The 11,698-nt window shown below is 54.3% G+C and carries 11 protein-coding genes and 2 pseudogenes; 8 read left to right on the plus strand and 5 right to left on the minus strand.

The features are described from left to right. A partial coding sequence (locus BOW53_RS00005) for a twin-arginine translocation signal domain-containing protein (RefSeq protein WP_135606924.1) occupies positions 1-183 on the minus strand: 183 nt, incomplete at its 3' end. Between the two features lie 179 nt (positions 184-362). On the opposite strand from BOW53_RS00005, the gene hemW reads away from it, so the two are divergent. Beyond that, positions 363-1,511 (plus strand): radical SAM family heme chaperone HemW, encoded by a 1,149-nt coding sequence (gene hemW, locus BOW53_RS00010; RefSeq protein ID WP_078485485.1) that lies wholly within the window; start codon positions 363-365, stop codon positions 1,509-1,511. A gap of 158 nt (positions 1,512-1,669) precedes the next feature. On the opposite strand, the gene BOW53_RS00015 is transcribed toward hemW, so the two are convergent. After that, positions 1,670-2,293 carry a coproporphyrinogen III oxidase gene (locus BOW53_RS00015; protein ID WP_078485486.1) on the minus strand — a complete coding sequence of 208 codons (624 nt, stop codon included), beginning with the start codon at positions 2,291-2,293 and terminating at the stop codon, positions 1,670-1,672. 251 nt (positions 2,294-2,544) lie between these two features. On the opposite strand from BOW53_RS00015, the gene rpmE reads away from it, so the two are divergent. The 5 genes from rpmE (at position 2,545) to BOW53_RS00040 (ending at position 6,357) form a co-directional block, all read left to right on the plus strand. Then, positions 2,545-2,751 (plus strand): 50S ribosomal protein L31, encoded by a 207-nt coding sequence (gene rpmE / locus BOW53_RS00020; RefSeq protein WP_078485487.1) that lies wholly within the window; start codon positions 2,545-2,547, stop codon positions 2,749-2,751. 122 nt (positions 2,752-2,873) lie between these two features. Then, on the plus strand, positions 2,874-4,139 hold the full coding sequence (locus BOW53_RS00025) for a malic enzyme-like NAD(P)-binding protein (RefSeq protein ID WP_078485488.1): 1,266 nt from the start codon (positions 2,874-2,876) through the stop codon (positions 4,137-4,139). A gap of 143 nt (positions 4,140-4,282) precedes the next feature. Beyond that, positions 4,283-5,272 (plus strand): aspartate carbamoyltransferase, encoded by a 990-nt coding sequence (gene pyrB / locus BOW53_RS00030; protein ID WP_078485489.1) that lies wholly within the window; start codon positions 4,283-4,285, stop codon positions 5,270-5,272. Positions 5,273-5,407: 135 nt separating this feature from the next. Further along, entirely contained in the window at positions 5,408-5,695 is a 288-nt protein-coding gene (locus tag BOW53_RS00035) for a YebG family protein (protein ID WP_078485558.1), read from the plus strand. A gap of 194 nt (positions 5,696-5,889) precedes the next feature. Continuing rightward, entirely contained in the window at positions 5,890-6,357 is a 468-nt protein-coding gene (locus tag BOW53_RS00040; protein WP_135606925.1) for a hypothetical protein, read from the plus strand. A gap of 119 nt (positions 6,358-6,476) precedes the next feature. Here the strand turns inward: BOW53_RS00040 and BOW53_RS00045 are convergent, their stop codons facing one another. Next, complete coding sequence (locus tag BOW53_RS00045) at positions 6,477-7,130, minus strand: glutathione S-transferase (protein ID WP_078485491.1); 654 nt, start codon at positions 7,128-7,130, stop codon at positions 6,477-6,479. A 168-nt stretch (positions 7,131-7,298) separates the two neighbouring features. On the opposite strand from BOW53_RS00045, the pseudogene BOW53_RS13760 reads away from it, so the two are divergent. Further along, a pseudogene (locus BOW53_RS13760) lies at positions 7,299-9,151 on the plus strand (Na/Pi cotransporter family protein). Here the strand turns inward: BOW53_RS13760 and BOW53_RS00060 are convergent. After that, positions 9,135-9,734 (minus strand): YigZ family protein, encoded by a 600-nt coding sequence (locus BOW53_RS00060; protein ID WP_078485559.1) that lies wholly within the window; start codon positions 9,732-9,734, stop codon positions 9,135-9,137. The pseudogene BOW53_RS13760 and the gene BOW53_RS00060 overlap by 17 nt on opposite strands. A gap of 138 nt (positions 9,735-9,872) precedes the next feature. On the opposite strand from BOW53_RS00060, the gene BOW53_RS00065 reads away from it, so the two are divergent. After that, entirely contained in the window at positions 9,873-10,052 is a 180-nt protein-coding gene (locus tag BOW53_RS00065; RefSeq protein ID WP_245831896.1) for a hypothetical protein, read from the plus strand. Positions 10,053-10,062: 10 nt separating this feature from the next. Here BOW53_RS00065 and BOW53_RS00070 read toward each other — a convergent pair. Further along, positions 10,063-11,644: pseudogene (locus BOW53_RS00070) on the minus strand (glutamate synthase-related protein). Positions 11,645-11,698: the final 54 nt, after the last annotated feature.

The following is an 11,698-nucleotide window of genomic DNA, read 5'->3' on the forward strand; positions in this document are numbered from 1 at the left end:
TGACCAGGACGTCCGAAGCACTAATAGGTTGTCGAAGGCCGAGTCGATTTTGGGGACTTGGATGTCCCAAAATCTTTCACGAGGTCGAAGACTCGCTTGTTTTCCGCATCCCACAAGAGCTGCGGTAGCGCCCAGTGCAGCAGTACCTACAGCCGCCTTCTTGAGAAAATCGCGACGTTTCATCCAGATCTCCTTTCTTCAACTTATCGGTTTTATGAGCATGAGCCTTTATGTATAGGAGATAAAGTAGTAAAGCGCAATCAGTAGTATTGCGTATTCCGGTGTCGGGTTAATATACGGTGTCAGGTACGGTCAGGCTCAGACCTACCACCTGTTTTTAAGGGTTAAAGTAAGCTACCGTCATGGCATTCATTTCTCCCCCGCCCCTGGGGCTCTACATCCATATTCCCTGGTGTCTGCGCAAGTGTCCTTATTGTGACTTCAACTCGCACGAGACTGAAGGTTGTCCGGATGCCATGGGTTATGTCCGGGCATTGCTTGCGGACCTGCAGCTTGAGTTGCCGTTGGCCAAGAGGCGTGAAATCTCAACCATCTTCATCGGTGGCGGCACACCGAGCCTTTTTCCACCTGAAGCAATTCGGACACTGCTCCTTGGTGTACGCAGTCGCATGGCTGTTGTGGCAGATGCAGAGATCACCATGGAGGCCAGCCCTGGAACCTATGAGTCGGGCCGCTTCGAGGGATACCTGGAGGCCGGGGTGAACAGGCTCTCCCTTGGTGTCCAGAGTTTTGATGATCGGGCCCTGGGAATGCTGGGGCGAATCCATGATGCATCACAGGCCAGGGCGGCTGTTACCGAGGCGATGGCTGCCGGTTTTGACAGTATCAACCTGGACCTGATGTTCGGCCTGCCCGGGCAGGTTCTTGCGGGGTCTGAAGCTGATGTGGCCGAGGCGATCGCCTTCAAACCCCAGCACATCTCCTTCTACCAACTGAGCCTTGAGCCGAACACGCTATTTTATGCACGCCCCCCGAAGCTGCCGGATGAGGACCATATTATCGCCTTTCAGGAGGCAGGGCAGTCACTGCTGGCCAGTGCCGGATATCATCAATACGAGGTATCTGCCTATGCCCAGCCGGGTATGAAGTGTCGGCACAACCTCAATTATTGGCGTTTCGGGGACTACATCGGGATTGGTGCCGGTGCTCACGGAAAGCTGGCCCGGGTGGAGAGCGGACAGGTTCAGCGTCGCTGGCGACAGAAACACCCTGTTACCTACATGGATGCCGCTGGCGCCGAGCGGGCGGTTTCCTCCAGGGAGTTGATTGCGGAAGACCTGTCCGCCGAGTTTATGCTCAACGCCTTGAGGCTGCGTGATGGCTTTGAACCGGAGCTGTTCGAGGCGCGGACTGGACTGTTGCTGGGGCAAGTAGAACCAGGCCTGCTAAAAGCCCGGGAGATGGGCCTGCTCGAACCGGGATCGGAACGGATTGTTGCAACCGATCAGGGTTGGCGCTTCCTCAATGACCTGGTTGCGCTCTTTTGCTGATGGGTTCTAGCGCGCCGTCTCCCAGTCATATCCCCAGCTCAGGCGGACTGGAGCGTACTATGATTTTGACCCTGATTGTCATGCAGGGCAAAGAACGGAGAGCCCAGTTTCGTTAAAATTTCACGATTATGGAGCATTTTTCCGGTATTTTGCTGCAATTAGAGCTCAAAATTACCGTAAGGCGTGTTTTTACTCCGCTCCAGTATCGATAGATAACCCTGCAAGAATCTGTTGCCAAACTCCCTGGCCAGGCTGAATGCCTCCTCGAATTCCATTTCATGAAGCTCGATGGCCTGGGATTCTCCATCACTACCGGTTTGTGTGTATGAGTTCTGCCATCTCACGGCATCCTCGGGGGAGCCGATGTGGGGCTTGAGCTGGAAATCGCTGTTGAACCACCAGATTGGGGCGGCATCGTCTTTTTCTGTCAGGAAATAGGCGATATGCCCGTAAGCGGGCGATACATAGGGGTTGAGCGGGTGTATGGCGAGGGAGAGTCCCATGGCAGAACGGGATCTGCCAGTGAGTTCGCTGCGGTTGGCGACCTGGGGCGGGGAGAGAGGTTTCCCTTGTATATAGGAGAAACTGACAGCGGCGGTTTTGAAGATATCTCCGTCGGACAGCATGCGTGGGCGAACACCTCCCTGTCCTCCCCTGGTGGGTTGCCAGGGTGTTTCATGAAATCTTACTCGCCACTCCTCTGCCTGTATGGTTTCACAGATCCGCTCCCTCAGATCCAGTAGATAACTGCGAACAGCATCTGTATCTGGATTGTCAGACATGACTTTATTTCTTGTTCAAGGTGTTACATGTAACCACACCCGGATTTTACGGGAATTAAACAATTATTACTTGATGGAATGCACAAACTGACACTAACTCAGGGTTTGGTTTTTCAATTTCGGGCATTGACCGGCGCCAAGGCTTTTTTCAGTCAAAAAGCGCTTGCGTTGCGCATCTCTTTCCAATATCATTCACGGTCTTTCCGTTCCGGTCAGGGGCGGACGACGCAGGTTTTTTTGTAGAGGCAATCATGAAAGCGGACATTCACCCCAACTACGCCGATGTGAAAGTAGTTTGCAGCTGCGGCAACGAATTCCAGACCCGTTCCACCCTGGGTGAGGAAGAACTGCACGTGGAAGTTTGCTCCTCCTGTCATCCTTTCTTCACCGGTAAACAGAAGATCGTGGATACTGCTGGACGCGTGGACAAGTTCCGCAAGCGTTACTCGCGCGGCTAATTGCCTGCGCAAGATCCGTGGGTGCAAAATAATTTACAAAACCCGAGAAAATTTGCCGTTGCAGCAATGTATATTGCGGCGCATCATAGTAGGGTTTACCACCTGATACCTGCGAGCCCGAGATGACTGTGACAAATGATGCTGACAGCGCCCTCAACCAACAAGCACTGAAGTACCACTCCGAGCCCCGGCCCGGAAAAATCAGCGTCGAGCTGACCAAGCCGACAGAAACCCAGGAAGACCTTGCCCTGGCCTACACCCCCGGTGTGGCCGAGCCGGTTCGGCAGATTCACCAGGATCCACAGGCGGCCTATGACTACACCTCGAAGGGAAACCTGGTGGGCGTGATCACCGACGGCAGTGCCGTACTGGGACTGGGCAACGTCGGCGCCCTTGCCGGAAAGCCTGTAATGGAGGGCAAGGGCGTGTTGTTCAAGAAGTTCGCTGATATCGATGTTTTTGATATCGAGGTGAATGCCGAACATCCCCAGGAGTTTATTGAGACGGTGATGCGCATTGCTCCCACCTTCGGCGGTATTAACCTGGAAGACATCGCTGCACCACACTGTTTCGAAATCGAGGCGGCCCTCATCGACCAGTTGGATATTCCTGTTTTCCATGACGACCAGCACGGTACCGCCATCATCATTGCAGCCGGCCTGCTCAATGCCCTGGAGTTGGCTAACAAGCAACTCGAAGATGCGAAGGTGGTGGTTCTGGGCGCCGGGGCTGCCGGTATTGCCGCGGTTCGTCTGCTCATGGCAATGGGTGCGCACCGTAACAATATCTATGTGCTGGACCGCAAGGGCGTCATCCACATCGGCCGTAAAGATCTCAATCCCTACAAGTTTGGCGTGGCGGCGGATACGGATAAGCGCACCCTTGAAGATGCCATGGATGGAGCGGATGTCTTCATCGGCGTGTCCGGACCTGATCTGGTGAGTCCCGAGATGCTCGCCTCCATGGCGCCCAATCCCGTGGTCTTCGCCCTCTCCAACCCGGTACCGGAAATCCGGCCCGAGGTGGCTCATCGGGTGCGCGACGACCTGATCATGGCCACCGGGCGGAGCGACTATCCGAACCAGGCGAACAATGTTCTCGGTTTTCCCTTTATCTTCCGTGGTGCGCTGGATGTTCATGCCTCACGCATCAACGAGGAGATGCAGATTGCAACTGTGAAAGCCCTGCAGGCACTTACCCATGAGCCAGCCCCCCAGTCTGTGCTGGATGCCTATGGCCTCGACAGTCTGGCGTTTGGAAAGGACTACATCATTCCCAAGCCGCTGGATCCTCGCCTCAAGGTGGCAATATCTGAGGCTGTGGCCAGGGCCGCTGTGGAATCAGGGGTGGCACGGGCGCCCTACCCGTCCCACTATCCGGAAATCTGATTGTCCGGCCGACCCCAGGCCTGGGGTCGGTCTTTACATCGATTTGTGCCGGATCAATAAAATGGCAAATTGCCGGGGTTCCCTCCCTATCCCTGGCAGGCAGATGGCATCTATAATAGCTGCAACAATTCCAAGGGGGACCAATGCTGAACAACAGGCCACGCCATATCCTCAGATCCGATCAATTCGATCGTGAATTTCTCGATTATCTTTACAGCCTGGTTAACCTGATTCGGCGTTATGACAAGAGCAAAGAGGGGCTGCTCTATCTCCAGTCTCTGCTTCCGCATGTCCGGGGCATGCTCTATTTTACCCAGCCGTCCACGCGCACTTTCATGTCCTTTCACTCCGCCTGCAGCATACTGGGCGTGAAGACATCCGAGATTCGCGACAGCGCCACCAGTTCCGAGAAGAAGGGTGAGTCTATCGAAGATTCCCTCCGTACCTTTTCCAGTTACGTGGACCTGATCGTCATGCGTTCACCCGAGGCGGGACTGTGCGAGCGGATTGCAACACTTCTGGATTCGACACCCAGGCCGGTGCCCATCATCAATGCAGGCAGTGGACCCGATGAGCACCCCACCCAGGCACTACTCGATATCTATACCCTGCGCCGTAGCTTCAAGGGCAACCAGATCGATGGCAAGAAGATCTGCATGGTGGGTGACCTGAAGCGTGGCCGTACCGTGCGCTCTCTCAGTAGGCTGCTTGCCAACTACCACGATGTCTCCATTACGTTTGTTTCGCCGGAGCAGTTCCGCATAGAGCAGGACCTGCGGGATTGTCTCACCAATAAAGCGGTTCCGTTTACAGAGACTACCGACTTCGAAGGTGCCATCCAGGATGCGGATGCTATCTACATGACCCGTATCCAGGATGAGTGGGATGAACATTCGGAGTCCTCATCTGTCGACCATTCCGACTTCTGCCTCCACTATGACCATCTCGATTCGATCAAGGAGGACTGCGTCATCATGCACCCGCTGCCGCGTCGCGATGAAATAGATCCCAAGATCGATGCCGACCCCCGAGCCAAGTACTGGCGCCAGGAGCGAAACGGTATGTGGGTGCGTGTCGCATTGATTGCCATCCTGATGGGTGTCGACCACCAGGTCATGTTGCCCGAGCTCTGATCGCTGCATCGGGTCTGGACCCGACATTCTTTTTGTCCTATATTAGTTCTCTATATCGGGTAAGCGATGAAGTGGACGCTTGCCACTTTTCAGTGACTAATCAGCACATCGGTGATGTGCAAAAGCGAGGGTCATATGGCTGTCATACCAATGTGGATGTGCGACCGGGACAACAGCATGCACGAATCAAAAAAAGAGGCCGATGCACACGACAAGCTACTGGAGCTGGCGGAACAGTTCACCATGCTGATGGAAGAAAACCTCAAGGGCGTGGATGAAAAGCAGGCCGAGGAGTTCGGGCTGCTTCTGGCGCGTAACAAGGATAAAGTAGTGCAGGCCTGCAAGGGCAAACCCGATGCACTGAATGATCTTTTAGTGGAAGATGGGGCAAAAGTCACTCCCACCAAGGCAGCAAAAAAATAACGTTTGGACCAGGTCATCCCGCATGCCAGCTGCGATCGTCAACGGAATGTATTGATGGGCTATGTCAGCCCCCATTGCAGGTTCGCTAGGCCGGCAATACATCAATATTTTTGAAAATATCAATAACAACAAAACGATATTTTTAATATCATCCCCTGAATCAGTAATAAATCTTTCTTTCTGGATGACCAAAAATGGACCAAGCACTTTTAGATCAACATGAAACTCTTGTTGTGGAAATGGGTAATATGTACCTGGACAACATGGAGTTGGAGTTGGGTAAGAAATACAAGAACAATAATTACGAGATCAATGCCAGTCTTTACGATGCCCAATACACGGAGCTGAAAACAAAGCACAACATCTCAAACAATGAATTTGCTGATGTTTATTCTGACTTTCAGAAGATGAGACCAACAAAGCACCTCAAACAGGTGATGGATGCGTTTACTGCGTCAGGTGGTCATGCTGAGGTGGAACCCATCTATGATGAAAATACCGAAAGATTGAGTGTGTCCATCAATTTTGTCATCAAGGACAAGACGCTTGAAAAAATAGAAGGGCTTTCTCCAATAGAGGTGATTATGGTGAAAATGGATGCAATGCTCCAGATAGACGCCGTGCTTTCAGGTGCTGATCCGGATATTTCACCGTCATTTTAGCTGAAGTGGTCTGAGCTGAGATTCGTTTTGTCTGCCTTGGTGTGTATGGAAACTCAAACCGTATGTGTCTCGAACTTCCACTCGGGACGATGGCAGACTGTTATTAATTTGGAGCGCAATTAAATTTCGTCTTCCTCGATGATCTCTTTCTCGGCTCTTCCGGCTTCGATCCATTCGGTAATCCCTGACTGTTTCAAGACGCTTTCGACGTATGCCTTTTCGACTCCTTCCAAAAGGATGTTGTAGCCGATAAAGCGCAGAGCAATAGGGGCATACATGGCGTCTGCAATGGAATAGCTGCCAAACAGCCACTCGCCGCCTTCCCCATACTTCTCCCTCGACTCCCGCCAGAGAGACTTTATTCTCTCGATTTCGTGCTCGGCTTCGAGAGAGGGCCTGACATTGTCGAAGGTTTTGCGGCAGTTCATGGGGAACTCGCTCCTCACGTTCAAGAAGCTGGAGTGCATTTCGGCAGATATCGATCTGGCCATGGCCCTTGCCCCGGGGTCAGAGGGCCAGCCACGATTATCCAGGTACTGCTCTGATACATATTCGAGGATAGCGAGCGAGTCCCAGACCAGGAGGTCCCCGTCTTTCAGTGCGAGGACCTTGAAGTCAGAATTGAACTGTTCAAGCTCTATGTCGGTTGTTTCGGTAAACAGTGCTACCCGTTTCTCATGGAATGGAATCTCGTGGTGTCGCATAAAGATCCAGGGCCTGAGAGACCAGGAGGAGTGGTTCTTGTTTCCAATTATCAGTGTGAGATCTGGCATTTGACCCTCCCTGGAATCGCATTCATATATCAAATCGTATTGTTGGCGGAAGCAGCGTTTCTCCAGCGGTACCCTGTAACCTTAGCATTTCCAGCCGTCCGGTATGCGTACTAGACTTGTAGGTAATGGGGAGTATTTCTGGTTTGGGTTCACCCGGATTCTTGTTTAATGGAATATGGACTTGGTGACATTCTGATCCTTCTGGGTTCTCTCGGCCTCTTCCTTTACGGCATGAAGGTGATGAGCGATGCCCTCATGGAACTGGCAGGTGACCGCATGCGCACGGTGCTTGCAAAGACCACCTCCAACCGCTTCTTCGCGGTGATGACCGGGTTTCTGATCACTGCTGCCATCCAGTCTTCCTCTGCCACCACCCTGATGGTGGTGAGCTTCGTCAGTGCCAGCCTGCTCACCATGACTGAGGCGGTCGGGGTGATCATGGGGGCCAATATCGGCACCACGGTGACGGCCTGGTTGATCTTCATTCTCGGTTTCAAGGTCAGCATGAGTACCATTGCGCTGCCGCTGGTGGGGGTAGGTTTTCTGCTGGCACTCTCCAAAAAGAAGAAGACCAGCAACTGAGGCTACTTCATTATCGGTTTTGCGGTATTGTTTATCGGTCTGCAGTTCCTGAAGGAATCAGTGCCCGATATCCGAAACAATCCGGAGGTTCTGGCCTTTCTCGCCGAATACACCACCAAGGGCTATCTTTCTGTGCTGATGTTCATGGTGATCGGTACGATTCTCACCCTGATCGTCCAATCCTCCAGTGCCACCATGGCCTTGACCTTGCTCATGTGTCACGAGGGGTGGATACCATTCGACATGGCAGCCGCCATGGTGCTGGGTGAAAATATCGGTACCACCATTACCGCCAACCTTGCAGCTCTGGTGGGCAACTACCAGGCGAAGCGTGCGGCGCGGGCCCATTTCATATTCAACAGCCTGGGGGTGATTTGGGTGCTGGCGCTGTTCTACCCCTTCATCATACCGTGGGGGGCTTCGTTGAACAGGCTGAGGGTGCTTCGCCCTTTGTGAGTGCGGCTGCGGTACCGGTAGCGTTATCGCTCTTTCATACCAGTTTCAATATCCTCAATACCACGCTGTTAATGGGTTTTATCGCAGTTATCGTGAAGATGGTGGAGTGGCTGGTACCGGCAGTAGTGGAGGAAGAGGCTGAGATCCACGAGCCCCAGTTCCTGGACGTGGCCTCGCTTAAGTATCCCCAGGCCGGTATCAAGGCGCTGACAGACGAATCCCTACGCTTGCTGCAGAATGCCGCCTACAAAGCGGTGGCACATGGTCTGAGCGTGCACCGTGCCGACTTGGAGTCGGATCAGAAACTCAAAGAGATCCTGGAGTATTCGGAGATCATCCAGATCGATATCGACCGCTTTTATGAAACCCGGATCAAGCGGATTTACGGAAAGATCCTGGAATATGCTACCCAGTTGCAGAGTAAGCACACCCTGGATGAAGAGGCGATCGAGGATATCCGCAACATCCTGCTCGCCGATCGCATGCTGGTGCAGGTGGTGAAGCAAATGAAGCCACTGCATGAGAATGTCGCCGAGTTCATGGCCAGCGATAATAAGGCGATACGCCGGGAATACAACGTGCTGCGACGCAGGATCCTGAAGGTGGTTCGGATGATCCACCGTATCGGGGTTTCAAAAGAGCTTGGTGAGTACCTCGAAAAACTGAAGAACCAGCGGCTCAAGGCGGAGCAGCTTGATGTGCTGGTTACCGGTCGCGTGGACAAGCTGGTACTGGAGGGGGAGATCTCTGACGAGATGGCCACCTCGTTGATGAACGACAGCGTGGAGGCGGCACGGGTGGCGCGTAAGCTGGTGGATGTGGCCACCCTGCTCTACAAACCCAAGGACGTCCAGATGGATGTTATCGACGAGCATGAGGCAGAAGCGGTCCAGGACATCAAGATGCAGGCCGAAAGTGCGGACTACCGTGATATCGAGATGCCCCCGGTAGTGGATGACGAGGAGGTCAGTCGGGAATCCTGATGCTGTTGGCCAGGCAGAATTTTTCAAACTCTCCCAATAGAGAGTCCTCAATGTTAAGCCGGGCGGTCACCTGGTTGCCGTAGTTCACAGCCTCCACGTTTCCGCCGTGGGTGGACGCCCAGTGACGTAGCGGCTGCTCTTGTGAAAAATCCAGCTCGACAGTGACAACGGTTTTGGGGGTGAGCCCTTTGAGAGGCAGTTGGGACACCGCCGCTTCTGCCGCACCGCTGTAAGCCCGCATCAACCCGCCAGCGCCAAGCTTGATACCACCGAAGTAGCGGATCACCACGACCACGATGTCACCGATCCCCTTGTGTTGAATAACGTTCAGGATCGGTTTGCCCGCCGTGCCCGAAGGTTCACCGGCGTCGTTCATGCCGGCATTGCTGGCGGATGACGGATTGCCCAACAGGTAGGCCCAGCAGACGTGGCGTGCCTCAGGGTGATCCTGATGGGCCTGCTCTACGAACGCCATTACCTCTTTCCTGCTTGCGGTATGGGCGGCACGCGCGATGAAGCGGCTTTTCTTGATCTCTATGGATGCTTCTGCGGTCGCTGCGGGGACGGAGTAGGTATGTGCCATGGGGCGCATTATAATACGCCCTACTCCATATGCTTTAGTTCGCTACTCAATGAAACCCGATACCTCCACCGCCATGCGCAACCTGGTAGACCAGGTCGGGCATCGATTCCCTTCGATGCGCCGGAGACCGCCATCTGCATGGACGAGTGCAAGGGATGCTCCATGAAGATGCTGGAGTACCTGGCATCGGAACTGGACAACTGGGAGTATCGGCTGGAGCAGGGCGAGGTACCCAGTTTCGGCGACATCAACCAGCTGGCAAAAAGCGCGAAGAAGATCTACCGGGTGCTGGAGAAGAACGGCATCGTTGGCACTTGAGCTGTAAGGGTCAGGGATTCACGCCGGCATAGGCGATACCTGTGAGATGGTGTATTTCACGGTTGAAAGTGACCAGGTCCTGCTGGGAGAATTTTCGGAAATCATCGTGGCCGCAGGCGCGGGCGATCACCTTCATCAGCTCGTTTGTGGCGTCGAAGAAATTGCACAGCTGTTGAGTGGACTTGCCGATCACCTGGCGTCTGCGCAGCGACTCTTTCTGAGTGGCGATACCCACCGGACAGTTGTTGGTTTGGCAGGCCCTCATACCAAGGCAGCCGATGGCCTGCAGTGCCGAGTTTGAAACCTCTACTGCATCGGCGCCGAGCATCATCGCCTTGGCAAAATCATCGGCGATTCGAAGGCCGCCGGTGATGATCAGGGTGACATCCTGGGCTCCAGAATCCTCGAGATGTTTACGCGCCCTGGCAAGGGCTGGGATGGTCGGAAGATTGATGTTGTCCCTTAGTACAGTGGGTGCGGCCCCAGTACCGCCGCCACGACCGTCGAGGATGATCTAATCGGCGCCCGCCTCCAGGGCGAAGTCGATATCCTTCTCAACGTGACTGGCCGCGATTTTGAAACCAATGGGGATGCCTCCGCTCTTGTCCCGCACCTCTTCCGCGAAGACGGCAAAGTCTTTGGCGCTGTTGAGGTCGCTAAATGTGGCGGGGCTGATGGCCGCTTCACTCGGTTGCAGCCCACGGACCTCAGCGATCTCACCCAGTACCTTGTTGCCGGGAAGGTGCCCGCCGGTGCCGGTCTTCGCTCCTTGGCCACCCTGTCCCAACTGAAGCCGAACTTGGCCGAGGCCAGTTCGTAGAAGTAACGGCTGTTGCGGGCCTGTTCATCTGGCAGCATGCCGCCTTCACTGCTGCAGATGCCGGTCTGGGCCATCTCCGCTCCTTTGGCCAGGGCGATTTTCGCTTCCCGAGACAGGGCACCGAAGCTCATATCCGATACAAACAGGGGCATAGCGAGCTTGAGGGGTCTCTTTGCCCGGGGTCCGATGATGGTTTCGGTCACTACGGTGGCTTCGTCCAGCAACGGTTTTTTCCAGAGTTGAGCGGGCAGAAACTGGATATCCTCCCATTTGGGCAGTGTGTTTCGATCTACACCCATAGCGGCGGTAAAGCCGTGGTGGCCGATTCTCTTCAATCCGTTTTTGGAGAGCTCCTTGATATGGCGGGTAAAGGGCTCGGTATCTTCCGGGTGGGTGTCGGCATAGAGCCCCAGGTACTGATCCCTCGCAAAGGGTTGGGGTGTTTCTCCAGGTAGCTGTTGATCTCTGCCTCATCCACCCAGACGCCGTCGTCTTCGATCTTGGCGCTGAATTTATGCAGTACTTCGGAGTTGTTGTAGGCAGAAACGCTGGAGTCGAGCCGATAGTCCCAGCCGTGCAGTCCGCAGATCAGGTCATCGCCGCTGACATGGCCATCGGACATCAAGGCACCACGATGGAGGCAACGGCCATAGAGAACCGAGAGCTTGTCGTCAAAGCGGGTGATGACTAGGTCCAGGCCGTTGACTTCGGCGTGTACAGGCTGATGATCGATCAGCTCGGAGAAAGTGGCTATACGCCTGGGCTGTTCCATAAGGGGCTCCTGGTTCTGTATTGTTATCTCTAACGCAGTGTTGCAAGACAATGC

This window comes from Solemya velesiana gill symbiont (genome assembly GCF_002020805.1).
Lineage (GTDB): Bacteria > Pseudomonadota > Gammaproteobacteria > Chromatiales > Chromatiaceae > Sedimenticola_A.

What these genes read in the sequence shown, in the direction of transcription:
- rpmE (WP_078485487.1), top strand. Translation starts at nt 2,545, where the DNA reads ATGAAAGCGGACATTCACCCCAACTACGCCGATGTGAAAGTAGTTTGC.
- hemW (WP_078485485.1), top strand. Translation starts at nt 363, where the DNA reads ATGGCATTCATTTCTCCCCCGCCCCTGGGGCTCTACATCCATATTCCC.
- BOW53_RS00035 (WP_078485558.1), top strand. Translation starts at nt 5,408, where the DNA reads ATGGCTGTCATACCAATGTGGATGTGCGACCGGGACAACAGCATGCAC.
- pyrB (WP_078485489.1), top strand. Translation starts at nt 4,283, where the DNA reads ATGCTGAACAACAGGCCACGCCATATCCTCAGATCCGATCAATTCGAT.
- BOW53_RS00045 (WP_078485491.1), bottom strand. Translation starts at nt 7,130, where the DNA reads ATGCCAGATCTCACACTGATAATTGGAAACAAGAACCACTCCTCCTGG.
- BOW53_RS00040 (WP_135606925.1), top strand. Translation starts at nt 5,890, where the DNA reads ATGGACCAAGCACTTTTAGATCAACATGAAACTCTTGTTGTGGAAATG.
- BOW53_RS00015 (WP_078485486.1), bottom strand. Translation starts at nt 2,293, where the DNA reads ATGTCTGACAATCCAGATACAGATGCTGTTCGCAGTTATCTACTGGAT.
- BOW53_RS00060 (WP_078485559.1), bottom strand. Translation starts at nt 9,734, where the DNA reads ATGGCACATACCTACTCCGTCCCCGCAGCGACCGCAGAAGCATCCATA.
- BOW53_RS00065 (WP_245831896.1), top strand. Translation starts at nt 9,873, where the DNA reads ATGGACGAGTGCAAGGGATGCTCCATGAAGATGCTGGAGTACCTGGCA.
- BOW53_RS00025 (WP_078485488.1), top strand. Translation starts at nt 2,874, where the DNA reads ATGACTGTGACAAATGATGCTGACAGCGCCCTCAACCAACAAGCACTG.